Source organism: Roseibium sp. MMSF_3544 (assembly GCF_030732845.1).
Taxonomy (GTDB): domain Bacteria; phylum Pseudomonadota; class Alphaproteobacteria; order Rhizobiales; family Stappiaceae; genus Roseibium.
Map to the genome: position 1 here is coordinate 28,685 of NZ_JASHKA010000008.1, position 24,104 is coordinate 52,788.

The following is a 24,104-nucleotide window of genomic DNA, read 5'->3' on the forward strand; positions in this document are numbered from 1 at the left end:
GGCGTTTCTTTCAAGAGATGCGCCAGTGAATGACGTCAATCCAGCCGCTTTTTGAAGCGCAGCGCGGCCACGATCATGCCGAGGACGAAGAACCCGCACATCCACAGGACGTCTCGGTAGAGTTCAATGAGACCGGCGTCGCGCAGAACGAAGCCCCGGATCATGCGCATGAAGTGGGTCGCGGGAAAGGCTTCCGCGATATATTGCGCGATCACCGGCATGCCCTCATAGGGAAACATGAATCCGGACAGCAGGATCGACGGCAGCAGCACGAAAACCGTCATCTGGGTCGCCTGAAGCTGGCTCTTGGCAATGGTCGACAGCACCAGCCCAAGCGACAGGCTGGCACCGATAAAGAGCAGTGTGCCGATAAAGAGGTCCACGCTCTTGGAACCGAAGGGCACGCTGAACAGGATGTGTCCAAGACCGAGAATGATGACGGTCTGCAGCAGACCTATGAAAATGTAGGGAATGATCTTGCCGATCATCAGCTCGATCGGCTTGACCGGCGTGTTGATCAGCATCTCCATGTTGCCGCGTTCGCTCTCCCGCACGATGGCTGCGGACGTGAACATGATCATCGTCATGGTCAGGATGATGCCGACCAGTCCGGGAACGATATTGACCGCGGTCCTCTGCTCCGGATTGTAGAAGAGCGCAACTTCGAATGTCGCTGTGGTCCGGTTCGGCGGTTGGCGGTTCAGCTCCGAAAGCGGCATGTTGCGCAGGGACAGGATTCCGCTGGCAATCATGGTGTCGGACGCATCCACGATCCACTGCGCCACAGGCCGGCTGTTCTCCTGGTCGGTGGAAGATGGATATCCCAGACCAACAGCCGGAGATGTTGCGACTCGCTTCGACAGGTCCGGCGGCAAAATAAATGCCGCCCGCACCCGGGCAGCCTTGATGGCCTCAATCGCTTCTTCCGGGGACTGCAGATGTTCAGTCACCGTGACAACGGTCGTCGCTTCCACCATATCGACCAGAATGCTGCTGAGAGCGGTCTGGCTTTGATCGACCACCGCAACCGGAATGTCGCGGATGTTGGTGTTGATCGCATATCCGAACAGGATCAGCTGGATCAGCGGGATCATGATCACCATGCCGAAGGTCATGCGATCCCGTCGAAGCTGTGCCAGCTCCTTGAAAAAGATGGCCAGGATGCGGGAGATCGAGATCATTGGCGGCCTTTTCCGGTTGCGGTGACAAAAACATCCTCCAGATTTGGCCGGACCTGTTCGATCAGCGTCGCCCCATCGGTTTCGGGCGCGGCTTTCAGGTAGGCTTCGGCGTCCGCGACATCGTCGTGAACCAGAACGCGAAGCCGCGCGCCGATTTGTGCGGCGGCCATGATGTTTTCCTTGCCATCAAGTTTGCGCCGGATCTCTCTCAGATTGGGGCCTTCAATCTCAACCACATTCGCCCCCATGGAGGCCATCAGTTCCTTCGGCGTGCCGTCCGCGCGTTTTTGCCCGGCTTCGAGGATCGCAAGCTTGTGGCAACGTTCTGCTTCATCCATGAAATGGGTCGTGACGATGATCGACGTCCCGTCGCTGACCAGATCGAACAGTTGCTCCCAGAAAAGCCGGCGCGACTCAGGGTCAACGGCCGAGGTCGGCTCGTCCAGGAACAAAAGTTCAGGCTGGTGAAGGACGGCGGCCGCAAGGGCGAGCCTTTGCCGTTGCCCGCCGCTCATCCTGCCCGAGAACCGGTCTTTCAGGTCCGCCAGATCATATCGCTTCATAACTTCCTTGATGCGGTCCGACTGCTCTTTTCCCGTAATGCCGTAAATCGTCGACATGAAATTGAGGTTCTCCAGGACAGTCAGGTCGCCATAGAGCGAAAACGTCTGCGTCATGTAGCCGATCTTGTATTTCAGGGCTTCGGCGTCTTTGGGCACGGACATTCCGAGCACCTCGACGCTTCCCTCCGTCGGCGTCAGCAAGCCGGTCAGCATTCGGATTGCGGTGGTCTTGCCACAGCCGTTCGGTCCAAGAAAACCGTAGATCATTCCGCGTTCAATGGTCAGATCAAGCCCGTCAACAGCGCGGAAATCCTTGAATTTCTTGACAAGACCCTTGGCTTCAATCGCGATCTCCGGAGACACGGTGTTCACGGCATGACAACCTGGGCTGGAACACCGTTCGGAAGTTCGGAAGCACTGTCGGGAAGTTGCACCTCAGCCAGATACATCAGCCGCGCGCGTTCGGTCTGGTTGAGCGCATAGTACGGCGAGAAGGACGGGTCGGAGCTGATCCAGCGGACCTGGCCCTCGATCTCTGAATCCAGGCCGTCAATCCGGACCAGCAACTTGTCACCTTCCTTGATTTTCACCCGGTACGGCTCCGGCACATAGACCCGTGCGAAAGGCGCATCGCCTGCGAGCAGGACCGCAACCGGGCTGCCGACAGTGACCCGCTCACCCAGGTTCCAGGGCAGGCTGTCCAGCACCCCGTCTCGGGATGCGACGATCCTGAGATCAGACAGGATGGTTTCCTGCGTTTGAAGGTTGGCCTCCGCGGCAGCAAGTTCAGCCCGGGCAATGTCGATGTCTTCCTCGCGGGAGCCGATTTCCAGCTCCTTCAGGTTCTGTTCAGCGCCTTCCAGGCTGGCCACTGCCGCATCGCGTGTCGCGCGCGCACTGTCCAGTTGGGCCTGGCTCGTGGTGCCACGCGTTGTCAGGTCGTCGAAGCGTGCGAATGAAGCTTCCGCATTCAGGAGATTTGCCTTGGCGCTGGCAACACTTGCGCGCGCCTGTGCAATGTCTTCTGGTCTTGATCCGTTCAGGAGCTTGTCCAGATTCGCCTTGCTCTTTTGCATTTCCGCACGCGCCTGGTTGACCACGGCCTGCTGCTGCGTCGGATCCAGTTGCGCGAGAATTGTGCCCTTTTCAACAAATGTTCCCTGCGCCACGGGAAGGTCGATCAGGATCTCATTGGCTGTTGCCGTCAGCGCCACCCTGTCCCTTTCAAGGGTTCCAAGCGCCACGTTGCCGTCTTCGCCGAAACAGCCTGCGAGCAAAAGGCTGACCAGACCCACCTGAGCCGAGCGCATCAAAAACGGGAGCATGAATTCCTCCAATGGATCAGCAACATGTCCTAACCAGAAACTGGCGGGGACCTACCATAATGCGAGCACTGGAGGCAGAACAATGGGAAGTATCGAAAAAGCCGTCCTGTAGAAAGACGGCTGGCGACATGCCTCGGCATCGAAGAAACCGGACGCTTCACAAACCGTTTAGAGAAAACCAACGCCCGGCTCCGTCGCGAGGAGCCACGCAAGCGGCGTCTCGAAGGACGGGCGGCACACCCATGCGTTCGCGGCCCATCCTTTCGGCCGCACTTCACCCCGCTTCGCGATGACGGCTTGGGCATTTGCGCGCGGACACGGGCTCGGTACACGCGCAAAACCCGGGAATGGCGTCGCGGTGAGCGCGGGATCAGCTGGCGCGCTTGAAGACGTCGTACCAGCGTTTCTTCGGAACCTTGATGGCGCGTTCCAGGATTTCCGCGGCATAAAGCGATGCGTTTTCCCGCGCCTTGGCAACGCCCGACACCACGGACGGATTCAGCGTGGCCAGCCCGCCGCCGAATTCGAACAGGTCGCGGAACGCGGCCCGCTCGACGATCGGGGTCATCAGGACATCGATGTTCTGCGCAGACAGGAAGTCCTGCACCGCCTTCATCGCGCGCGTCGTGACGGCTGCGTTTGTGCGCGTGAGGACGACGCAATGCTTGATGTCCTGGCGGACGATTTTTTCCAGCTTCTTGATCAGGGTCAGGATCTTGGCACCGCCGCGCGCGTCCATGGAAGAGCCCTGGATTGGAACGACAACCAGATCGGAAACCGAGAGGGCATTGGCGACTATCAGGTTCTCCGTGCCCTCAAGATCAACGATCACATAATCGGAAAACTCCGCGGCGTGGGTGATCTGCTCGGCAATCGAGGCCGGCGACATTTCGCTGACAACGGAGATGCGCGGGCACTTGTTCGGCAACTCGTACCATCGTGAGATCCACTTTTGCGGGTCGGCGTCAAAGATGGTCACGCGTTTTCCCCGTGCTGCGACTTCTGTCGCCAGCAGCAAGGCAGCCGTGGTCTTGCCGGCGCCGCCTTTTGCGTTTGCGAAGGAAATGACTGGCATCCTGGTTCTCCTGACCTTGCCGTGCGTCGTCTTGCAGATCAGCCTATTCGGGCCCTCTAACAGGCAGTCTCGGGTTTTTATGGTTACCAATTCCTTAAAGTCGCAATTTGCAAAAAAGTTATTCAGATCACCTCAAGTAATGTGGATAAAGTCAGGAAATTCCTCCGTATTTCTGACGTTATGCCAGGGTGCGCGGCAATTACATCTTGCCTTCTGAAAAGTGTTTCATCCGACTGATTGCCGAATCCGGGTCTCAAAAGCCATCGAGATATTGTGTGTGAACAGACGAGGTGACAGGCCGGTTTTTACCGCTGCCGCAATTGCGTAGCGGCTGTGCGGGGCGTAGGTTACCGGCTGGTTTCATCGCGCTGGCTGCCCGAACGAAGGACCCCATATGCTGCACCGAATGCTGTCAGTCCGCCCGTCCCGATTGTTCCGTGGCCTGCTTGTCGGGTTGTCCATAGCCTTCGCGGGTACTGCACAAGCTGAGGTGCTGAAGCCCTACAAGGATCGCCTGTTCCGCTACAAGAAGGTCACCGAGAGCCTTTATAACGGCGACTTCATCGTCGTTGAATATTCCAAGCAGCGCGATCTTCGCGACCGGGACGAAGTCGATGAGCGCAAGGTGTTCGGCAACTACGTTTCCTACAAACCCAAGCGGGGCAGGGGCAGCGCGGAGCTGCAGGCTAACGGCCGCACGGTCAAATATATGGGGACCGGCAAGTGGAAAGGCGGTGCGCGGGTCATTGTCATCTACATTCACGGTCAGGGCGGCAACCGCTTTCAGGGCATGAATGACGTCTCGTTCGGCGGCAACTTCAATCGCATCCAAAACCTGATGGTGCGCAATGGCGGTGCCTATCTCACCGTCGATATTGAGAATTTCGACAAGCGCGGCACGGCAGACGTCGCAGCCTTGATCCAGTACCAGAAGCAGATCTCGCCCGGGGCGAGGGTTGTGGTCGCCTGCGGCTCCATGGGGGGGATCATCTGCTGGAACCTGGTCAAGAACGGCAATTATTCCAGTCTCATCAGCGGCATCATGCTGCTGGGTTCCCCGAAGGATCCCAATATCTTTTCTTCAGGCGCTCTCTCGCGCAACGTTCCCATCTACATGGGGCAGGGCACGCTGGACCGGGTCTATAATTGGGAAACGCAGGCCAACTTCTTCAAGCAGATCAAGTCCCGCGCCCCGAATTACCCGATCAAATTCACGCTCTTCGACACCGGCACCCACGGCACACCCATCCGGATGACAGACTGGCGTCTGGTGCTGAATTGGATGCTTGGGTGAGTTTGTGAATGCCCGCAATGGGTGCGTTCAAGTAAATTTCACCTTATGATGTATATCGGCGAGGGCGCCGCTGAACCGCTTAAGGGAATTCAATTGATGAAAACGCCTTTCAGAGCCGCAGGGCTGTTTGTGTTTGCTGGAACGCTCATTTTTGCCGCACAAGGTGCCGCCCAGGACGCGACGGTTATTCTCGAAACGGCCGAGAGCGATCCTGGAAGTGTAAAGATCACCAACAAGATCCTGACCAACACGTCGCCGGACTGTGCCGATTACGCAAGTGCCTATACGTCTGAAGTGAAAGACCTCCAACAGGATCGCTCGCTCAGCGGCGCCGTCCTTGTCACGGTGGAAGGCGACACGTGCACGATCCAGTCCAACGGCATTCCGAACCATGATGTAGGCGGCGATTCACGTCGGAAATTTGCGTCTGAAGTAGCTGCGATCGGGCACTCTTTCTACATCACGCGCAAACCAGAATTCAGTGGCCGTATCGCCGAGCTGGAGCATACCAGTTTTGATGCGATCCTCCTGAACGGCGCCGTCGTCGATATCCAATCCGCCGGGTGCTACAGGCCATCAAGCCCCCAGGCTGACGCCGATGGTAATGTTTTGGCCGGTTGCCGGGCAGACGATCCCTGGCTCCTCGATCCGATGTCGCCGCTGGCAACCTTCGCGGAGGACAATCACCATGCGCACACACAGCCTGACGGCCGCTATCACTATCACGGCAATCCGAACGCGCTTTTCGATGATAACCCCGGTCCGGACGGGTCGCCGCTGATTGGGTTCGCGGCAGACGGCTTCCCGGTCTACGGTACCTATTTCAAGGATGAAGATGGCAAGGTGCGCAAGGCCGCATCGGGTTACACGCTGAAAGAGGGTTCCCGGCCCTCGGGCGACGGAAATCCGGGCGGAAACTATAATGGTCTCTACCGCTCGGACTACGAATTTACCAATGCCGGCGATCTGGATGAGTGCAACGGCATGACGGTGAACGGCGTCTATGCATACTATGTGACCGACACTTATCCTTGGATCGTCGCCTGCCTGCGCGGCACACAGGACGCCTCTTTTGCCAAGCCGCGCTAGACTGCCCAAAGGGTTTTCGCGCCGAGACCAACGGGCCGGTTCTCAAACGGAGACGAGATGAAGCTCCTGATGTTCGAGCACTGCTCGCTGTGCTTTCGCGTGCGCATGATCGCAGCGTTGAAAGGCATTCCGCTCGAAGAGCAGGTGGTGCTGGATGACGACAGCGAGGCGATGATCTCGCTGGTCGGCAAACGCGTGATCCCGATCCTTGTGCGTGATGACGGAACCCCCATGCTGGAAAGCATGGATATGGTCGATCACATCGAACGAATGGGCGACCCCGTTCTGACGGGGCCGGAGCAGCCCGAGATTTCAGACCTGTGCGCGCGCATCCTCAAGATCACGCCTTATCTCACCATGCCCCGCTATCCGTTGCTCGATCTCCCGGAAATGGCAACGATTGCTGCCCATGACCACTATCTAGTCCGCAAGCTCAAGGTCTATGAGGACTTTGTCGCGCTTCGCGCAAGGACGCGCGAATTCATCAGTGAACTGATGCCGGTTCTGGAAGACCTCGATGGCCGGATTGAAAGCCCGGATGCCGTCAACGGAACGCTGTCAAAGGACGATATCCGCCTGCTTCCGCTCCTGCGCTCCGCCGCTGTGGTGAAGGGACTGACGTTTCCGCCGCGCGTAACGGACTATTTCGAGACCCTGATGGCGCGGACCGGGTTCAAGCCTTTGCCGGTGATCTGAGCCACGCGGCTTGTCTTTATAATTCTCGCGCCCTGCACGAAAACTGCTGAAACCTGTCCTACTTCGGTCACGCATTCGGGTTTCCATCACCAAAAGCAGTGACCGGGAATTCGTGAAATGTTTTTGCTCAGACTGTCCCTAATCGTGTTTGCGATTTTCTGCGCAGGCCTTGCAGCGGCTTACGCATCCGGGATCTGGGGACTGATGTCGGCCGGCTATCCACGCGCTGTCTGGCCGGCGCTTGGCGCTTACGAGACCGTGCGCGGCAGTTCGCAGCCGTTGGCTAGACACCCCGCGCTGCGCAGTCTCAACGCACACGGACAGGAGATATTTGCAACGTCTGGCAGCCGTGCGCTTCTCGCGCTGAAAGACGGTCGGTTGGCTGTCGAAACCTATGCCGACAGGATCGGGCCCGAGACGCGTCTGAACTCCTATTCGCTGGTCAAAAGCCTCGTCGGTGCGCTGGTTCTCAAAGCACATGCCGAAGGCAAGATCAGCAGTCTCGAGGATCCCATCGGTCGCTATCTGGTGTCCTTCGGGTCGAACGGTTTCCGACAGATCCCGATCCGCAAGTTCCTGGAAATGCGCAGTGGAGTCGATTTTGAAAGAAACAGCTCCGACAAGGGCGGGCATCTGACGCATGCCAATCCGTTTGGAAATCTTGCGAGCCTTCACGCTGACGGTGTCAGGGCAATTGCCGGCAGGCTTGAGCCGAAACCCGAACTGCTGGGCCAGTTTTCCTACCAGAACGTGAATTCGGCAATCCTCGGCCATTTGCTGACAGAGCTCTACGGTCGGCCGCTTCACGCGCTTCTTTCCGAAAAGATCTGGTATCCCGCCGGCGCTGCCGATGCCTTTTGGCTTCGGCACATCGAAACAACGGATGTCACACCTTATTGCTGCCTTTATGCGACCGCACGCGACTGGGTGAAGGTCGGGCATTTCCTGATGACCAATGGCGGCGAAGAGGCGCCATTTCTTCCAGAAGGCCTGAAACGGCAGTTATTCGGAACGCACCTTCAGTCCTCCGACCTTGCGACCGGTGTCTACGGATTGCACCTTCGCCACAATGTTCTGGACAGAGACGGAGAAGATTTGCAGGGGCGCTTTTCCTACATGATGGGGCAGGGCGGCCAGGTGGTTTACATGATGCCGGAAAGAGACCTCATCGTTGTTCGTTTCGGTGAGGAGCATGCGCTTTTGCACTCAACGCTTTATTCCTCCTGGAACAGTCTGCACAAGGAATGAGCTTTTCCCGGGCGCAGCTCAGGTTCCGGGTCTGACCGCCAGCAGCCCTGCGGCCAGATGATCGAACACCGTCCGGATCCTGCGGCTTGTCCGAAGCTCCCTGTGCGTGACCAGCCAGATGGGAAACGTGATCGGCTCGACATCTTCAAAGGCAGGCGCAATCTCCGGGCAGCGAGCCGCGATCTCGTCGGCCATGATGGACAGGCCAAATCCCTCACGGACATATTGCCAGGCGACCATCCCGCTCGGTGAACCGAGGTCGATATTGGCTTCGCTGACATCCAGCCCGAAGGCACGCAGATAAACCACAAGTTCCTCGTTGTTGTCGTAGCCGACAAAGTCGAGATCGGGAGCATCGCTCTTTGTCAGGGGCCTGCCGAATGTCTGGAGATAGGACTTTGCAGCGAAGATCCGCGCCGGCGCCTCGCGTAGCTTGCGCGCGTAAAGTTCCGGGTGATCTGGTTCCACATGCCGTATGGCAATGTCGGCCTCGCGCCGCCGCAGATCGCTGAGACTGTTCGTGCACAGGATCTTGAGCTCGATGGCCGGTGCCTTCCGGCGCAGGTCGCGAAGGATGTCCGGCAGGATCATGGCGGCCATCAGGTCGGTTGCGGAAATCGTGACAAGGCCGTCGATCTGCTGGGATTGACCGGAGGCCGTCAAAGAGATCCGGCTCGCCGCATCGCCCATCGTGCGCACATGTTCGACAAGTTCGACGCCGGCTTCGGTCAGAACAAGGCTCTTCGACAAGCGCTCGAACAGGGTGACGCCAAGCTCTTCCTCCAGGGCAGCAACCTGCCGGCTCAAGGTCGGTTGCGTGAGGCCGAGTGCGCGTGCAGCGGCCGAAAGGGATCCTTCTTCCGCTGTTACAAGAAAAGCGCGCGCCTGGTTCCAATCAAATGTTATACTCTTCCAGTTCATGCAAATATGTATATCACCTAGTGAAATTTCGGCAATTTCCATTCGTTTTTGAAGGGGCTAGAAAAGACGTAAGGAGCGCTTCGGATGAGTCCGCACCATTTTGCATCACATCTGGTCAGTGCAGTGATCATTGTACTGGAATTTCTTGCGTCGCCGATGGGCGGCCGGGAAATCGGGCGTGATTTGCTGGAGCGTCTCGGCCTGCGTGGCAACGCCCGGAAACGCAAGTAATCCGGGCGAACACCCTTCAACAGCCTGAATTTTGAGAAAGACCGACCATGGCAATTGCATGGACCAATGATATGACGCCTTCAACACGCTTCTGGGACAAGATCGCGGTGAAATATGCCGCATCTCCGGTTAAGGACCAGAGCGCCTACGAAAAGACGCTGGCGCGCACCATCGAGCATCTCGGACCGGAGGATGATGTTCTGGAGCTGGGATGTGGAACCGGCTCCACCGCACTGCTTCTGGCCGCGAACGTAAGGTCCTATCTGGCGACCGACTTTGCACCCGGCATGGTCCGCATCGCAGACGACAAGCTCGAAGCGGCACAGCAAAAAGGTGATGCACACGCCGGTTTGCGTTTCGCCGTCGCAGACGTTTTCAGTGAGAGCGTAGAGACGGAACAAGGCTACGACGCCATTCTCGGTTACAACTTCCTGCATCTCGTGGAAACGCCTGAAGACCTCATGGCCCGCGTGCACGGTCTTTTGAAGCCCGGCGGGTTGTTCATCTCAAAGACCGTCTGTCTCAAGGACAAGGCCTGGCTGTTCCTGCCGCTGATCAAGGCGATGCAGCTGGTTGGCAAGGCGCCCTTCGTGAAGATGTACTCCTTTGCCTCCGTTGAGAATTTGATCAGCCGGTCCGGCTTCGAGATCATCGAGACCGGAACCTACCCGGAACCCCGCAGCCGGTTTGTGGTCGCCCGGAAGGTTTGAGACAGCCTAATCAACAGGAGCTGCCCCGGCTCAGGGCCGGGACAGCACAAGAAGTGAGGCGCCGCGCAAGCCAATCACACGCGCTGTCGTTCCCGAAAAGTCGGGTGCTGGGACAACAATGCGCGGCAACGCGGGAGACCTGTTCAAGCAGATGGTGTCACCCCGGACGACCGGAGGTAGATCCGGGGCCTACTCATCTGCAGAGTGAACCTAGCAAGTTTAGGTGCCGCCGCACCCGATTCAAACCCTTCGACAAGCTGATCGGCGAGTGGGCCCCGGCTCAGGGCCGGGGTGACATTGTGTGTTTGGCTCGCGCCATCGATAAACCCTCAGCACCGTCCCGGAATTGACTCATGATCCTGCGTGCATCTTGGCAAGATGACCCCGGCTCATGGCCGGGGAGGCATGGGACTGCGAGCGGCGATGGAAGGGAGATTGCACGACGCCCATTCTGCTTGTCACCCCGGACGCAGCGCAGCGGAGATCCGAGGTGACAATAAAGGATTGACCTTCCCGCAGAGAAACGTTCAGCGTGAACGCGTCCTCCTTCAATTCGAGGAATCGCTTTCACGCTACCGCTGAATCAGGTCGCACGAGTGGAAAAATGCGCATGTTTCTAGGATTGTTACCTCTCCCCTTGGGAGAGGTCGGCCTGAAAGGCCGGGTGAGGGGACAAACGTTTCAGTTTACTTGATGGATTTGGCCCCTCACCCTAGCCCTCTCCCCAATGGGAGAGGGAAACAACGCGAATACTGCCAAGCGAGACCCGAAACCGGCTTGGTTGCTTAAAGACGCGCGCAAACGCGCTCCTTGGATGAAGTTGAAGCGTACGGAGCAACGCGTTTCATCGGATTGCGGTGCCTCGGTCAGGGTGCTACCTAATACGCCTCTCCTCGGCGCATCCCTGAAAGTTTCCGATGCTCGTCCGCGACCGCGCCTTTTTCGCGTCCATGTTTCTGACGGTTCTGGCCGACCAGATCCTTTTGTTTCTGGTGCCGCTGGTGATTTTCCAGATCACCGGCAATGTCGCCTGGTCGGGTCTGGCCTTCTTCTTTGAAACGCTGCCCCGCTATCTGGCTTTTCCTGTTGCCGGCATCCTGTGTGATCGGCTCAATCCGATCCTGCTCTTGCGCGTGAGCCGTATTCTGCGGGCCGTCGTTTGCCTGGTCGGCATCACTGGCCAGATTGTGTTTGGTGGCGTCTGGTGGCTGATTGCGCTTTCAGCCGTGGTCGGCGTCCTGACGACCCAGGGCTTGCTGGCCCTCGAGATGGTTCTGGTCCGCGCCTTTTCAGACGAGCGGTTCGAAAAGGTGGCGAGTTACAGCCAACTCGCAGCGCAGATGGGCGTTGTGCTCGGGCCCCTGACGGCAGCCTACATGATGGCGATCTGGCCCTGGGAAGCCGTGGTCTTTTTGGCAACCGGGCTGTTTTTTCTTGCCGACGGCACGTTTTTGCTCTGGCGTGGGCAGGGGCGCATGGAACAGCGGCCCGAAAGTGAGCGCCGGCACCCCGTTAAAGACCTTGCGACCGCGTTCAGACTCGTCTGGCAAATCCCCGGGCTGATGCGCGCTGTTCTCCAGGCTGCAGGTGTCAATCTGGCGATCGGCGCAACGCTTGCCACGGCAGCGGCGATGATGACGGGGTTCTACGCTCAGAGCGAACAAACCTATGCGTGGCTGCAGGTCGGCGGTGCCGCCGCCACGTTTGCGGTTCTGACCATGACCGCACATATTCACTTCGGCCTGAAGACGCTCGGCAGAGCGGCCTATGCCATGATCTTACTCGGCATAGTCTTCACAGGTCTCGGCGTCCATCCGCTGGTCTATGTTGCCGGGTTTCTTCTGATTGCCGGTTTCGACAAGATGTTCAACATCTATGTCCGTACCCTGCGCAAGGAGATCATTCCAGCCGGTGAGTTTGGCAAGACCACCGGAGTGATCATCTGTCTGAACAATATTTCCCAACCAATTGCCGGACTTGCGGTCGCGGTGTTTGCATCAGGCGACGACGCCCGGGCCGTCTTGCTGGCAATTTCCGGAGCGATGGCGGTTTTGGGAGCCCTGACATTCTTCAAGCGGGCGGCGTAAGCGTTTCAGTCTTTGCCGCCGAACTGCGAACGATTTCGGCGATCTCCCCGAGTTGGCCCCCAAGCGGGCTGGAGTCGCGCCAAACCATGCCGACGGTCCGTGTCGGTTCGGGATCCTGAAAGCGCGACACGGAGACGGAAGCAGAACGCGTTTCCACAGGCACCGCCATTTCCGGGATCAGCGTGACGCCCATACCGGCGCTGACCATCTGAACGAGCGTTGAGAGAGAGCTGGCGTCGAGCACTTCGCGCGGCGGGCCCGAGGGGAGGTTGCAGAAGGAGAGCGCCTGGTCGCGGAAACAATGGCCTTCCTCCAGCAGCAGCAGGCGCATTTCCCTGAGCGTGTCGGCGCTCGGCATGGGCGCATTGGCCTCCCGGGCAGACCGCACCAGCATGAAGGTCTCTGTGAAGAGAGGCGTTTCGGCGAGGGACGCTTCCGAGACGGGAAGAGCGACAATGGCGGTATCGAGTTTTCCCTCCCCAAGCTCCTGGATCAGCTTCGGGGTCACGGTTTCCCGCACGTGAATATCAAGCTCCGGATGTTGGGTTGAAAGCGCGCTGATTACCCGTGGTAACAGATAAGGGGCTATGGTCGGAATGACACCGATGCGCAGGCGTCCGACAAGGCGGTCTCTTGAGGCGCGTGCGAGATCACTGAGTTCCTCCGTCGCCCGCAAAATATCGCGCGCGCGTTCCACCGCGATTTCCCCAAAATGGGTCAGCCGAACCTGACGTGGTCCGCGCTCGATCAGGGCAGCGCCGAGCGCGTCTTCCATCTCCCTGATCTGCATGGACAGAGCCGGCTGCGAAATTGCGCAGGATTCTGCGGCCCGGCCAAAGTGGCCATGACGCGCCAGTGCCTCGAAATAGCGAAGCTGTTTCAGGGTGATATTTATCATAAGAAAATCCTATCAAAGCGATCAGGAAATTCAACTTCTTCTGATGAGATCGCTCTGCTAGTTTAGAATCAGAAAAAACTGGAGAGGCGCGAAGGCCAGTGGCCCGGCGCGTCGCTACTCCCGTTTGTTTCGCGAAGAGATATTGGTTCTGCGGACTGGAACAGCAGCAGGCGAATGCGCATATCGTGAGTGGCGCATACGCTGTCAAACTGCTGTCACCGGCCGGAGTTCTTTTAGCTGGTGCGTGCACCGAGTTTTGAATTGGAGTGGATTATGGACGCGAAAGTGGACAAGGCGGGCGGATGCCCCGTCATGCATGGCGGTAATACGTCGATGGACAATTCGGTGACCAAATGGTGGCCGAATGAACTGAACCTCGACATTCTCCACCAGCACGGTGCGCGGACCAATCCGATGGACCCGGGCTTCAGCTACCGTGAAGCTGTCAAGGGACTGGACCACGAAGCGGTCAAGGCCGATGTCCGTGCGCTGATGACCGACAGCCAGGACTGGTGGCCGGCTGACTGGGGGCACTATGGCGGCCTGATGATCCGTCTGGCGTGGCACTCTGCTGGGTCTTATCGCATGCAGGACGGTCGCGGCGGTGCCGGCTCCGGCAACATCCGCTTTGCGCCACTCAACTCCTGGCCGGACAATGCCAGCCTCGACAAGGCCCGCCGCCTGCTTTGGCCGGTAAAGAAGAAATACGGCAACGCCCTGTCCTGGGCGGATCTGATCATCCTTGCAGGTAACATGGCCTACGAATCCATGGGTTTCAAAACCTTCGGCTTCGGCTTTGGCCGCGCGGACATCTGGGGCCCGGAAACCGACGTCTACTGGGGCGCCGAGAAGGAGTGGCTCGCGCCTGCAGAAAACCGCTACGACAGCACGGACGATGCGGCCTCTCTGGAAAACCCGCTGGCTGCAGTTCACATGGGTCTGATCTACGTCAACCCGGAAGGCGTCGACGGTCAGCCTGATCCGATGAAAACCGGTGCCCACGTGCGCGAAACCTTCAAGCGCATGGCGATGAACGACGAGGAAACCGCAGCTCTGACCTGCGGCGGCCACACCGTCGGCAAGGCACATGGTAACGGTTCTGGCGATCACATCGGTGTCGAACCGGAAGCGGCCGGTCTCGAAGCGCAGGGTCTTGGCTGGCTCAACCCGGATCAGCACGGCAAGGCTTCAAACGCGTTCACGTCCGGCATCGAAGGTGCCTGGACCAAAGAGCCGACCAAGTTCGACATGGGCTACTTCGACTATCTCTTCAACTATGAATGGGAACTGACGAAGTCACCTGCCGGTGCCTGGCAGTGGAAGCCGGTCGACATGCCGGAAGACCAGAAACCTGTTGATGCGTCCGATCCCTCAATCCGTCACGATCCGATGATGACGGACGCCGACATGGCCATGAAAGTGGACCCGATCTATAACGAGATCTGCCGCAAGTTCATGGAGGACGAGGCTTACTTCCGCGATGCATTTGCGCGCGCCTGGTTCAAGCTGACCCACCGCGACATGGGCCCGCGTGCCAACTATCTCGGCCCGGACGTTCCGGCTGAAGACTTGATCTGGCAGGACCCGATTCCGGCCGGCTCGACGTCCTACGATGTCGATGCCGTGAAAGCCAAGATTGCGGGCAGCGGCCTGTCCGCTTCTGAGATGATCGCAACCGCATGGGACAGTGCCCGCACGTTCCGCGGCTCTGACAAGCGCGGAGGTGCCAACGGCGCCCGCATCCGCCTTGCACCGCAAAAGGACTGGGAAGGCAACGAGCCGGCTCGGCTCGCCAAGGTTCTGGCAGCTCTTGAGCCGATTGCCGCAGAAGCCGGTGCATCGGTTGCCGACGTGATCGTCCTGGCCGGCAATGTCGGCGTCGAACAGGCGATCAAGGCTGCCGGTTACAACGAAGCTGTCCCCTTCGCACCCGGACGCGGCGATGCGTCCGACGCGCAGACCGACGCTGAATCCTTCGAGGTTCTGGAGCCGCTCGCTGACGGCTTCCGCAACTGGGAAAAGGAAGACTATGTGGTCAGCCCGGAAGAGCTGATGCTTGACCGCGCTCAGCTTCTGGGTCTGACCGCGCAGGAAATGACCGTCCTTGTCGGCGGCCTGCGTGTTCTTGGCACGAACCACGGCGGCACCAAGCATGGTGTCTTCACGGACCGCGAAGGTGCGCTGACGACGGATTTCTTCGTCAACCTGACGGACATGGGCAACAGCTGGAACCCTGTCGATGGCGGCACGTACGAAATCCGCGACCGCAAGCTGAACACACTGAAGTGGACGGCGACCAGCGCGGACCTCGTCTTCGGTTCCAACTCGGTTCTGCGCGCTTATGCTGAGGTCTACGCTCAGGACGACAATCAGCAGAAGTTTGTCAAGGACTTCGTTGCCGCCTGGACGAAAGTCATGAATGCGGACCGCTTTGATCTCGCCTAAGAGATCGGAACCTGTTTCGCAAATCTAACGGAAGGCGCCCCAATCTTGTCGGGGCGCCTTTTTTGTGCCGGTGCTTTCCACATCCGCACAACCACCTATTTGCCAAAAAGTCATTTTCTCGTCACAAGGATGATGTTGCACTGCAAAGAAGTTTCAGGCTGCGTCTGAAACGGCGGGAGGTTTCGTCCGGGCTTATTGACCGGTTCCAGTCTGTTTCAACGCCAAGGAGCTGACAGCTCATGTTCGATTTGACGGGTTACAAGGCCCTTGTGGTGGGCGTCGCCAATGACCAGTCCATCGCATACGGATGTGCCAAGGCATTCAGGGATCAAGGGGCTGATCTTGCGATCACCTATCTCAATGACAAGGCAGAGCCTTTTGTTCGCCCGCTCGCGGAAAGCCTTGGGGCGGAAATCATCGCGCCGCTCGATGTCCGTGACGAAGCTCAGCAGGAAGCGCTCTTTGCTCAAATTACCGAACGATGGGGCAAGCTTGACACGCTCCTGCACTCCATTGCCTTTTCCAGGAAAGAGGATCTGCACGGGCGGGTGATTGATTGTTCTGCCGATGGCTTCGGTCTTGCCATGGATATTTCCGTGCATTCGTTTTTGCGTCTCATCCGAAGGGCCGAACCGCTCATGCCGCACGGCGGCACCTGCATGTCGGTTTCTTTCATGGGTGCACAGAAGGTCGTCGAGAACTATGGGGTCATGGGACCTGTCAAGGCGGCGCTTGAAGCTGCAACGCGCTACGCCGCCGCCGAATTGGGCAAAAATGGTATTTCGGTTCACGCACTTTCGCCGGGGCCTCTGAAAACCCGGGCAGCATCCGGGATCGCGGAATTCGATGCCCTTTTGAATGATGCCGCTGAGCGCGCGCCCATGCACCAGCTCGCCACGATCGACGATGTCGGAGCCTACGCGGCCTTCCTGGCAAGCCGGGAAGCCTTTAATGTCACTGGCGGAATTCACTTCATAGACGGTGGCTACAGCATTGTTGGATAGGAGGTCCTGATGAAGGACATTTTTGACGCTCTTGAAAAGGGCAACAACGAGTTCCTGCATTCGTTGAATGATGCCACGGCATGGTCGCCCTCAGAGCGCTTTACCGCACTTCAGGCCCAGGCGACCGAAATTTCCAATATGGCTGAACTGATGGGCCGGGGCCTTAGCAAACACCTGACCAACATCACCGAAGTTCACAAGAACCGCTGGCAGGAGAGCCTTGCCGCCTATGGCAAGGCCTTCGAAGATCTGGGCCGGGCGCAGCACGATGGCTCGCTTTACGGTGCCTATGAAAGTTATTGGCAGGACGCCGCGCAGCGCATGGTCCTGACCATGGACACGCTGCGCCAGCGCGGAGACAATTTCATCGAACACGAAGAAGCCGGATGCCCGCCTGTTTTGATCTATGATTACGATGTGGTCATTGATGGGGCCGATCTGCCGCGGCCATGTTGCTACATGCTCTTGAAGATCAAGCCGCCGAAGGACGGCGTGCATCGCGAGCCGAAGTCCTGGAAGCGCCCCTATATCATCATTGACCCGCGCGCTGGACACGGTGCCGGTATCGGCGGCTTCAAGCCGGACAGCCAGGTCGGTGTCGCGCTTCGCGACGGGCACCCGGTCTATTTCGTCGCGTTCAAGCGCATGCCGGAAAAAGGCCAGACGCTTGCCGACGTCACGCATGCCGAAGCAGCCTTCGTCCGCAAAGTGAAGGAACTGCACCCTGAAGCGCCCAATCCGGTCGTTACCGGCAATTGCCAGGGCGGTTGGGCAACCCTTCTGCTCGCGGCATCAAACCCTGATCTGACCGGTCCGATCATTCTGAACGGCGCACCGGTGTCGACCTGGGCCGGGCGCGTCGGCGAAAACCCGATGCGCTACAATGGCGGCATTCTGGGCGGCACTTACAACGCAATGTTCTACTCCGACCTGGGTCACGGTATTTTCGACGGCGCGGATATTGTTCAGAACTTCGAGCTGCTCAACCCTGCGAGAAACTACTTCGGCAAGTACTACGACCTTTACGCCAAGGTCGACACCGAACCCGACCGTTTCCTTGAATTTGAACGCTGGTGGGGCGGGTACTTCCTGCTCAATGAGGCGGAGATGAAGTGGATCGTCGAGCAGCTTTTTGTCGGCAATCGTCTTTCCAAGAACGAAGCCCAGCTTGAACCGGGCCGGAATGTCGACATCAAGGAGATCCGCGCGCCGATCATTGTTTTTGCCAGCTTCGGCGACAACATTACACCGCCGCAACAGGCCCTGAACTGGATCATCGACACCTACACGGACGAGCGCGAAATCGCCATCCGTGGCCAGCGGATCGTTTACATGGTTCACGATCAGGTCGGTCATCTGGGCATTTTCGTCTCCTCCAAGATCGCCAAGAAGGAACATACCCAAGTCACGTCGACCTTGAAGACCATCGAGGCACTGCCTCCGGGTCTTTATGAGATGATGATCGATGATTATGAGGGCGACCTTCTCGACCGACAGTTCACGGTCAGTTTCCACGAGCGCAAGGTGGAGGACCTGAAGGCACTTGATGATGGCCGGGATGACGAAATTCCGTTTGCTGCTGTCGCCCGCGCGTCCGAGCAGCAGGCCGAATTCTACGACGTCTGCGTGCGCCCGTTTGTGCAGGCGGGTGTTACCGAGCAGAGCTCGGAGCTTCGCCGCAAGACACATCCGCTGCGGCTTCAACATGAGTTTTTCTCCAGTATGAACCCGTTCTTGAGCATGCTTCCGGGCTGGGCGGACAAGGTCAAGAACGAACGCAAGCCTGTTGCTGCCGACAATCCTTTCGTGGAACTGGAACGCGTGAACGCCGCGATGATCGAGCAGTCCATGGATCTGTTCCGGGATCTGCGGGACACCATGTACGAGAACCTCTTCTTCACGATCTGGGGGTCGCCTTACATGCGTTGGTTCGGCCGCTCACATCAGCCGGGCCGGACGCTCAAGCGGACCGATGAATTGCGCAGCCTGCCACCCGTGCAGGCTGCCCTGATGCATATTGAAGAGGGCGGTTTCTGCGAGGCCGTGGTCCGCATGCTCATTCTTCTCGCCGAAAGCCGCGGAAACGTCCGCCGCGATCGGCTGGAACGGTCCGCACGTGTGCTGACCCAGGACGAGCCGTTCAAGTCGCTGACGCCGGATGAGCGGAGCTTCATGCTGCAGGAGCAGACCCTGATCGTGGAGTTCGCCCCCGAGCAGGCGCTTGCCACATTGCCGAAACTGCTGAAGACGAAAGCGGACCGCGAACTGGCGTCCAAGGTTGTCCGGTATATCCCTGGTTCAATCGAAGAGATGACCCCGCACACGCTGGAAACGCTCCAGATGCTCCACCAGGTGCTCGATCTGCCTCCGGTGTCTGAAGACATCAAGGAAGATCCTCTCGCAGACGCAGGCAATACCGCAAAGGCGGCGAACAGCGCTCCTCCGGAAAAGCCCAGGAACGAGACGGCAAAGCCGGCTGAAGTGGCCGCATCGACTGCCAAGGCACCGCAAAAGGCGTCCCCTCGCAAACCTGCCGCAAAGAAACCGGCAACGCGCAAACCAACGGCGCGCAAGGCACCAGAGGCGAAACCGGCGCCGCGCCGCAAGCCGCGTGCATCGTCGAAAAAATCCGAAGAGCCAGCTGAATAAACAACAGGAGCGTCCGGTCCTTCCGGACGCTCTTTGAGCCGCCCGGATCTGATGTTTGAGTTCGGATCTGATCCGGTGTCTGGCTCTGCTTTTCCGCAAAGCCGCAATCTGATCCTAGGAAATACCTTGCCCATGGGGTAGGACTCGAACCGGAGTTTTAGGCAAGGCTGAATGTTCGACTGGGCTTACAAAAAACGACTGAAAGACGATCTGGAAGCCTGGGTTGCCAAGGGGTGGGTGAGTTCGGCCGGAGCTGCATCCATCCTGCGCGAGCAGGAACAGGAAGACGGGCGCTCCAGGCTGCCGATGGCACTCGCCGGGATCGGAATGGTGTGCGTCGCGCTCGCGCTGTTTGCCTTCATCGCCGCCAATTGGGCGGCAATTCCGAAGACTGCCAAGCTGATCGGAATTGCGTTTCTGCTGGTCGCCAGTCACGGCGCTGCAGCCCGCGCTGCAGCCCGCGGGCGCAAGGCAATCGCGGATCTGTTAACGGGATTTGCAACGCTTGTCTTCGTCGGCGGCATGGCGCTTGTGGGTCAGATCTTCCATTTGCCTTCGGACTGGGCCGGCGGCGCCTTTCTTGTCTGCCTGGGCGGTCTTGCCGCAGCATGGATGACGGGTTCTAAAGCATCTCTTGTGGTTGCCGGTGTTGCAGCGATTGTCTGGCAGTTCACGCGCTCCGAGCTGGGCGAAGCCAGTCTGGTCCAGAGCCTGATCGGTCTGCCGATGCTCGCAGCCGTCTTCTGTCATCCGCTCGTTTACCCCTCACGTCTGTCGCGCTGGCTGGCGATCAGCCTGCTATGGGTCACATACGGCAGGTGGTTTGGCGAAACTGCTGAAATCCTATCGGCGGATGATGATTTCTTTCTTGCGATGGCGCTTGCAGGTGCCGGCGGGCTTGCAACGGTCATGGTCTTGCTGAATCCGGTCGCGGATCTTTTCGTCAAATGGTCGAGCGACCTGCCGGTACGCAGCCATGGTCACTGGCTGATGGGAAGATCCCTTCAAGATGCGGGCTTTCTGGTTTTGTGCGTGCTCGTCGTTGCAGCCCTTATTGCGGTTCCGGAGGTTTCAGACCCTGTTACCGTTGGCGGCATCCTGCAGCTTCCGGCCTTGCTGCCGCTTCTGCTCGCAGCGGCTTTGCTAATTGCCGGCTTTCTGCTTTCCTTCAAGACGCCAAAAGCACAGGCTTTGTTTGCGGCAATCGGCCTTGCGCTTCTAGCCGTCCTGACGCCGGTCGCAACGCTCAACAGCCTTGTCCTTGCGGCAGCGTCCATGAGCGCGCTGGTAGGTCTTTGTGCGCTCGCTACTTGGTTCAACAACCGGTTCTGGATGTTGTGCGCCTATCTCGGGCTGACGGCCGTCGCGCTATGGCTGCTTCAGGTAACGATCGGGTCGCTTCTTGGGCAGTCCGTCTTTTTCCTGGTGGCAGGCGTCATGTTGCTTGGTGTGGCCCTGTGGCTGGCCAGGCTTTTCAGGAAGGGAACCAAGCCCCCCGCTTCGGCGTCTGAACAGGGGGAGGCCGTTCAATGAGCATTGCGTCGACGGTTGCCGGAGCCGCCCCGAAAGCCGGGGCACGTTTCACCTATCTGAAGTGGGGCGTTCTTGCGCTGATCCAGCTTGCACTCCTTTCGATCCCGCTTGTGGACCGCCTGCAAGTTCAAACGAGCGGAACCGTGGTTTCGCTTGAACTTGTACCGGTCGACCCGCGGGACCTGTTGCGCGGCGACTACGTTATCATCAACCTTGCGATTGGACGCATTTCAAGAGACGTTCCGGGCGCAGACAGTGTCAGCGCCGGTGAGCAGGTTTACGTCGGTCTGTCTGCGAGCGGGGATGGTCCGGCTCAGCCGGTCCTTGTTTCCGGTCAGCGCGAGCCTGCGGGCGATCTTGCCATTATGGGTACAATCACCTCGGCATCCGACGAGACGCTCTGGATCGACTACGGTATCGACGCATTCTTTCTGCCTGAAGGAGAGGGACGCGAGATCGAACGGCTCGACACAAGCCGGGTTCTGCTTGACGTCGCAATTGCTGAAGATGGCCGATCCCTGCCTTTGAGGCTTCTGGTGGACGGCAAGGCTTTCAAATCCGACGGGACCTTTTGACGGATGGCGCTGAGAGCGCTATGAGCGCAGCGACTTGAAGACTGGAACTCACGACTCGCGATGGCCGATCCCGCGCTTGATACATTGATGCTGCCCCTGGAAACGGGTGAGATCGAACTCGCCGCAGATGCCAAGGTCCTGTTCCTGCGTGCCCGCACCGGACGAGCCTTAAAGGCATTGTCGGACATTGATCTCGTCTGCGCACAAAGTTTCGCGCCGGACAGAGACGCCTTGAAGGCGTCCGGTCTGACAGTGGTTGCAGAAACGGAAGACACGAATTTCGACGCTGTCCTTGTTCTTCCCGGACGCCAACGGCAAGAGGCAAGAGCGCAGCTTGCCGAAGCCGTCTCCAAGGCACGGGAAGGTGGGATCGTTCTTGCCTGCGCACCGAATACGGAAGGCGCCAAGACGCTGGAAAGGGACCTCTCCGATCTGCTGGGCGGAGCAGAAAAGCTCACCAAGAACAAATGCCGGGTGGTTTGGGAGACCGTTGAGGCGGCGAGGATAGACGGGAAGCTGCTTGAAGATTGGCTGGAACTTGATGCGCCGAGGTCGGTTCTGAACGGCGACTACGTAAGTCGGCCAGGCCTTTTCGCTTGGGACCGCATTGATCCGGCCTCCAGGCTATTGGCCGGACTCTTGCCGGAAACCCTGAAGGGAAAGGGTGCCGATCTCGGGTCGGGGTTTGGCTATCTTACGCGCGTGGTCTTTGAAAAGGCACCGCAGGTCTTAGCCATGGATCTTTACGAAGCCGAGAAACGCGCCCTTGACCTTGCAGAACAAAACCTGGCCGACTTCAAGGGCAAACGCGTCATGCACGGGATCTGGAGTGACGTCACAAAAGGCGTCGAGGGTCCATATGACTTTGTTGTCTCCAATCCGCCGTTCCATCAGGCGGGGAGGGCGGATCGCGCCGATGTCGGTCAGGGTTTCATCAAAGCCGCAGCATCCGGTCTGCGTCCGGGTGGCGTGCTTTACATGGTGGCCAACCGGCACCTGCCTTATGAACAGACGCTCTCAGCAGTCTTCGCCGAAGTCACGCAACTCGCGGATGAGGGAGGTTACAAGGTGATCAAGGCGGTCAAGGGCAGGGGGACACGCTGAATGCGGCTGGTCAAACTTCTTGCCAACCTCGGCTATGGCAGCCGCAAGGAAATGCAGATGGCGATCCGCAATGGATGGGTCACCGACACGGGCGGCAACCGCCTGAAGGCCGACAGCAAAACCGCCCATGAAGACATCCTCTTCGATGATGAGCCCCTTGATCCGGCTCACGGCGTGGTTCTGCTCATGAACAAGCCTCTTGGCTACACATGTTCGGCAAAGGATCAGGGGCGTCTCGTCTATGACCTTCTTCCCGACCGGTTCCGGGTTCGTAAACCGCCACTTTCCACCATCGGACGCCTCGACAAGGAAACATCAGGCCTTTTGCTCTTTACGGACGACGGAACCTTTCTGCACAAGGTCATTTCGCCAAAATCGAATGTGCCGAAGGTTTACGAGGCGATGCTGGATCGGCCCCTGGGGGGAGATGAGGCGTCTCTCTTCGCATCCGGCGAGATGATGCTGGAAGGCGAGGTGAAGCCTCTGAAACCGGCGGAACTCGAAGTCATCAATGAAAACAGTGCACTTCTGACGCTCCACGAAGGCCGCTATCATCAGGTTCGCCGCATGTTCGCCGCCACCGGCAACCACGTCACCGCACTCAAGCGCGTCCGCGTTGGAGATCTCGGGCTTGAGGGCCTGGAAGAGGGGACGTGGAAGGTCTTGTCGGACGACGACAAGGCGCGGGTATTCCGATAAACGGGTGGACCTCTCTGCCTTTATCGCAACATGTCAAGCGTCGGTTTTTCTGCGACCGTTTAATTGCGGGCGCAGGACACATCGGGATGGGCTTCGCATCTCGCTGATGCCTTCTGGGGTGGCAGCTGCTGTCAATGCATGAGAGGCGTGACTGTTGAAGCTAAAGTGTCACCCTGGACGAGCAAAGCGCAGATCCGGGGCCCACTCGCGGTGCATTATGTAGAAGTGAGAGATTGGCAGATGATAAGGTCCTGCCCATTCCATTTCGCTCTGCGAACGAGTAGGCCCCGGGTCTTCCTTTGGTCGCCCGGGGTGACAAATACAGTTTGGCAGTTTTCTGAAGTAACAATCCCAGCCGTGCGAAGCGTTGGGCTGCAGCTCTCTCATTCCCAGAGAGTCACTATGGAAGAAGCAGGTCCTGCCAGTCGGGATTGCTCTTTTCGATCAGTTGTATTTTCCACGCGCGGCGCCACTTTTTCAGGCGTTTTTCCATTGCGATTGCTTCTTCTACGTTTTCGAAACTCTCCGCAAAAACCAGTCTTTCGACACCATTTTTGTGGGTGAAGTTGCTCGTAATGCCGGACTTGTGCTCGTGGACCCGCCTGGCCAGATCATTCGTCACGCCGACATAGAGTGTCCCGTTCATCCGGCTGGCAAGAATGTAGACGAAGTAAGGCAAGCTGCACTCCAGAGTTGAAGTGAAGGTAACTTGCTGGTTTTTCAGTGTCACCCCGGACAAGCAACGCGCAGATCCGGGGCCCACTCGCGGTGCAGCGT

21 protein-coding genes are annotated in these 24,104 nt (G+C 58.6%); 14 read left to right on the top strand and 7 right to left on the bottom strand.

The annotated features are described in order from the left end of the window. Positions 1-35 precede the first annotated feature (35 nt). From RBB47_RS13120 to RBB47_RS13135, 4 genes are all read right to left on the bottom strand, one after another. Positions 36-1,181, bottom strand: a complete 1,146-nt coding sequence (locus RBB47_RS13120; protein WP_305986265.1) for an ABC transporter permease — start codon at positions 1,179-1,181, stop codon at positions 36-38. Beyond that, a complete protein-coding gene (locus RBB47_RS13125; protein WP_305986266.1) occupies positions 1,178-2,116 on the bottom strand; it encodes an ABC transporter ATP-binding protein in 939 nt (312 codons plus the stop codon). Before RBB47_RS13125 ends, RBB47_RS13120 begins: the two co-directional genes overlap by 4 nt. Further along, positions 2,113-3,069: an HlyD family secretion protein gene (locus RBB47_RS13130; RefSeq protein ID WP_305986267.1), complete on the bottom strand. Its 957-nt coding sequence runs from the start codon at positions 3,067-3,069 to the stop codon at positions 2,113-2,115. The genes RBB47_RS13125 and RBB47_RS13130 overlap by 4 nt, the downstream gene beginning before the upstream one ends. A gap of 370 nt (positions 3,070-3,439) precedes the next feature. Beyond that, entirely contained in the window at positions 3,440-4,144 is a 705-nt protein-coding gene (locus RBB47_RS13135) for a ParA family protein (RefSeq protein ID WP_305986268.1), read from the bottom strand. Positions 4,145-4,538: 394 nt separating this feature from the next. Between RBB47_RS13135 and RBB47_RS13140 the strand changes: the two genes are divergently transcribed. From RBB47_RS13140 to RBB47_RS13155, 4 genes are all read left to right on the top strand, one after another. Further along, positions 4,539-5,438: an alpha/beta hydrolase gene (locus RBB47_RS13140; protein ID WP_305986269.1), complete on the top strand. Its 900-nt coding sequence runs from the start codon at positions 4,539-4,541 to the stop codon at positions 5,436-5,438. Positions 5,439-5,534: 96 nt separating this feature from the next. Then, a complete protein-coding gene (locus RBB47_RS13145; RefSeq protein WP_305986270.1) occupies positions 5,535-6,527 on the top strand; it encodes a YHYH protein in 993 nt (330 codons plus the stop codon). Positions 6,528-6,584: 57 nt separating this feature from the next. Beyond that, positions 6,585-7,223 (top strand): glutaredoxin 2, encoded by a 639-nt coding sequence (gene grxB / locus RBB47_RS13150; protein WP_305986271.1) that lies wholly within the window; start codon positions 6,585-6,587, stop codon positions 7,221-7,223. 117 nt (positions 7,224-7,340) lie between these two features. Next, positions 7,341-8,471 (top strand): serine hydrolase, encoded by a 1,131-nt coding sequence (locus RBB47_RS13155; RefSeq protein WP_305986272.1) that lies wholly within the window; start codon positions 7,341-7,343, stop codon positions 8,469-8,471. 18 nt (positions 8,472-8,489) lie between these two features. On the opposite strand, the gene RBB47_RS13160 is transcribed toward RBB47_RS13155, so the two are convergent. Further along, on the bottom strand, positions 8,490-9,392 hold the full coding sequence (locus RBB47_RS13160; RefSeq protein ID WP_305986273.1) for a LysR family transcriptional regulator: 903 nt from the start codon (positions 9,390-9,392) through the stop codon (positions 8,490-8,492). Positions 9,393-9,476: 84 nt separating this feature from the next. On the opposite strand from RBB47_RS13160, the gene RBB47_RS13165 reads away from it, so the two are divergent. The 3 genes from RBB47_RS13165 to RBB47_RS13175 all read left to right on the top strand — a co-directional run bounded on the left by RBB47_RS13165 (position 9,477) and on the right by RBB47_RS13175 (position 12,420). Beyond that, on the top strand, positions 9,477-9,623 hold the full coding sequence (locus RBB47_RS13165) for a hypothetical protein (protein WP_305986274.1): 147 nt from the start codon (positions 9,477-9,479) through the stop codon (positions 9,621-9,623). Between the two features lie 47 nt (positions 9,624-9,670). Continuing rightward, positions 9,671-10,333 (top strand): bifunctional 2-polyprenyl-6-hydroxyphenol methylase/3-demethylubiquinol 3-O-methyltransferase UbiG, encoded by a 663-nt coding sequence (locus tag RBB47_RS13170; protein WP_305986275.1) that lies wholly within the window; start codon positions 9,671-9,673, stop codon positions 10,331-10,333. 917 nt (positions 10,334-11,250) lie between these two features. Continuing rightward, positions 11,251-12,420: an MFS transporter gene (locus tag RBB47_RS13175; protein WP_305986276.1), complete on the top strand. Its 1,170-nt coding sequence runs from the start codon at positions 11,251-11,253 to the stop codon at positions 12,418-12,420. Here RBB47_RS13175 and RBB47_RS13180 read toward each other — a convergent pair. After that, positions 12,404-13,318 carry a LysR substrate-binding domain-containing protein gene (locus tag RBB47_RS13180; protein WP_305986277.1) on the bottom strand — a complete coding sequence of 305 codons (915 nt, stop codon included), beginning with the start codon at positions 13,316-13,318 and terminating at the stop codon, positions 12,404-12,406. The two genes, RBB47_RS13175 and RBB47_RS13180, sit on opposite strands and share 17 nt — an antisense overlap. Positions 13,319-13,591: 273 nt before the next feature. Between RBB47_RS13180 and katG the strand changes: the two genes are divergently transcribed. The 7 genes from katG to RBB47_RS13215 all read left to right on the top strand — a co-directional run bounded on the left by katG (position 13,592) and on the right by RBB47_RS13215 (position 23,327). Further along, positions 13,592-15,763, top strand: a complete 2,172-nt coding sequence (gene katG, locus RBB47_RS13185) for a catalase/peroxidase HPI (protein ID WP_305986278.1) — start codon at positions 13,592-13,594, stop codon at positions 15,761-15,763. 239 nt (positions 15,764-16,002) lie between these two features. Beyond that, positions 16,003-16,767, top strand: coding sequence for an enoyl-ACP reductase FabI (fabI, locus tag RBB47_RS13190; protein ID WP_305986279.1), 765 nt, complete (start codon positions 16,003-16,005; stop codon positions 16,765-16,767). A gap of 9 nt (positions 16,768-16,776) precedes the next feature. After that, positions 16,777-19,416, top strand: coding sequence for a DUF3141 domain-containing protein (locus RBB47_RS13195; protein WP_305986280.1), 2,640 nt, complete (start codon positions 16,777-16,779; stop codon positions 19,414-19,416). A 171-nt stretch (positions 19,417-19,587) separates the two neighbouring features. Continuing rightward, a complete protein-coding gene (locus RBB47_RS13200) occupies positions 19,588-20,949 on the top strand; it encodes a DUF2157 domain-containing protein (protein ID WP_305986281.1) in 1,362 nt (453 codons plus the stop codon). Continuing rightward, positions 20,946-21,524: a GDYXXLXY domain-containing protein gene (locus RBB47_RS13205; RefSeq protein WP_305986282.1), complete on the top strand. Its 579-nt coding sequence runs from the start codon at positions 20,946-20,948 to the stop codon at positions 21,522-21,524. The genes RBB47_RS13200 and RBB47_RS13205 overlap by 4 nt, the downstream gene beginning before the upstream one ends. Before the next feature lie 60 nt (positions 21,525-21,584). After that, positions 21,585-22,628, top strand: a complete 1,044-nt coding sequence (locus tag RBB47_RS13210; protein ID WP_305986283.1) for a methyltransferase — start codon at positions 21,585-21,587, stop codon at positions 22,626-22,628. Further along, positions 22,629-23,327, top strand: a complete 699-nt coding sequence (locus RBB47_RS13215; protein WP_305986284.1) for a pseudouridine synthase — start codon at positions 22,629-22,631, stop codon at positions 23,325-23,327. Positions 23,328-23,727: 400 nt separating this feature from the next. Here the strand turns inward: RBB47_RS13215 and RBB47_RS13220 are convergent, their stop codons facing one another. Next, positions 23,728-24,006 carry a GIY-YIG nuclease family protein gene (locus tag RBB47_RS13220; protein WP_305986285.1) on the bottom strand — a complete coding sequence of 93 codons (279 nt, stop codon included), beginning with the start codon at positions 24,004-24,006 and terminating at the stop codon, positions 23,728-23,730. Between the last annotated feature and the right edge of the window lie 98 nt (positions 24,007-24,104).

Coding starts and splice junctions, on each gene's coding strand:
- RBB47_RS13120 (WP_305986265.1), bottom strand. CDS start 1,181: ATGATCTCGATCTCCCGCATCCTGGCCATCTTTTTCAAGGAGCTGGCA.
- RBB47_RS13130 (WP_305986267.1), bottom strand. CDS start 3,069: ATGCTCCCGTTTTTGATGCGCTCGGCTCAGGTGGGTCTGGTCAGCCTT.
- RBB47_RS13135 (WP_305986268.1), bottom strand. CDS start 4,144: ATGCCAGTCATTTCCTTCGCAAACGCAAAAGGCGGCGCCGGCAAGACC.
- RBB47_RS13140 (WP_305986269.1), top strand. CDS start 4,539: ATGCTGCACCGAATGCTGTCAGTCCGCCCGTCCCGATTGTTCCGTGGC.
- RBB47_RS13145 (WP_305986270.1), top strand. CDS start 5,535: ATGAAAACGCCTTTCAGAGCCGCAGGGCTGTTTGTGTTTGCTGGAACG.
- grxB (WP_305986271.1), top strand. CDS start 6,585: ATGAAGCTCCTGATGTTCGAGCACTGCTCGCTGTGCTTTCGCGTGCGC.
- RBB47_RS13155 (WP_305986272.1), top strand. CDS start 7,341: ATGTTTTTGCTCAGACTGTCCCTAATCGTGTTTGCGATTTTCTGCGCA.
- RBB47_RS13160 (WP_305986273.1), bottom strand. CDS start 9,392: ATGAACTGGAAGAGTATAACATTTGATTGGAACCAGGCGCGCGCTTTT.
- RBB47_RS13165 (WP_305986274.1), top strand. CDS start 9,477: ATGAGTCCGCACCATTTTGCATCACATCTGGTCAGTGCAGTGATCATT.
- RBB47_RS13170 (WP_305986275.1), top strand. CDS start 9,671: ATGGCAATTGCATGGACCAATGATATGACGCCTTCAACACGCTTCTGG.
- RBB47_RS13175 (WP_305986276.1), top strand. CDS start 11,251: ATGCTCGTCCGCGACCGCGCCTTTTTCGCGTCCATGTTTCTGACGGTT.
- RBB47_RS13180 (WP_305986277.1), bottom strand. CDS start 13,318: ATGATAAATATCACCCTGAAACAGCTTCGCTATTTCGAGGCACTGGCG.
- katG (WP_305986278.1), top strand. CDS start 13,592: ATGGACGCGAAAGTGGACAAGGCGGGCGGATGCCCCGTCATGCATGGC.
- fabI (WP_305986279.1), top strand. CDS start 16,003: ATGTTCGATTTGACGGGTTACAAGGCCCTTGTGGTGGGCGTCGCCAAT.
- RBB47_RS13195 (WP_305986280.1), top strand. CDS start 16,777: ATGAAGGACATTTTTGACGCTCTTGAAAAGGGCAACAACGAGTTCCTG.
- RBB47_RS13200 (WP_305986281.1), top strand. CDS start 19,588: ATGTTCGACTGGGCTTACAAAAAACGACTGAAAGACGATCTGGAAGCC.
- RBB47_RS13205 (WP_305986282.1), top strand. CDS start 20,946: ATGAGCATTGCGTCGACGGTTGCCGGAGCCGCCCCGAAAGCCGGGGCA.
- RBB47_RS13210 (WP_305986283.1), top strand. CDS start 21,585: ATGGCCGATCCCGCGCTTGATACATTGATGCTGCCCCTGGAAACGGGT.
- RBB47_RS13215 (WP_305986284.1), top strand. CDS start 22,629: ATGCGGCTGGTCAAACTTCTTGCCAACCTCGGCTATGGCAGCCGCAAG.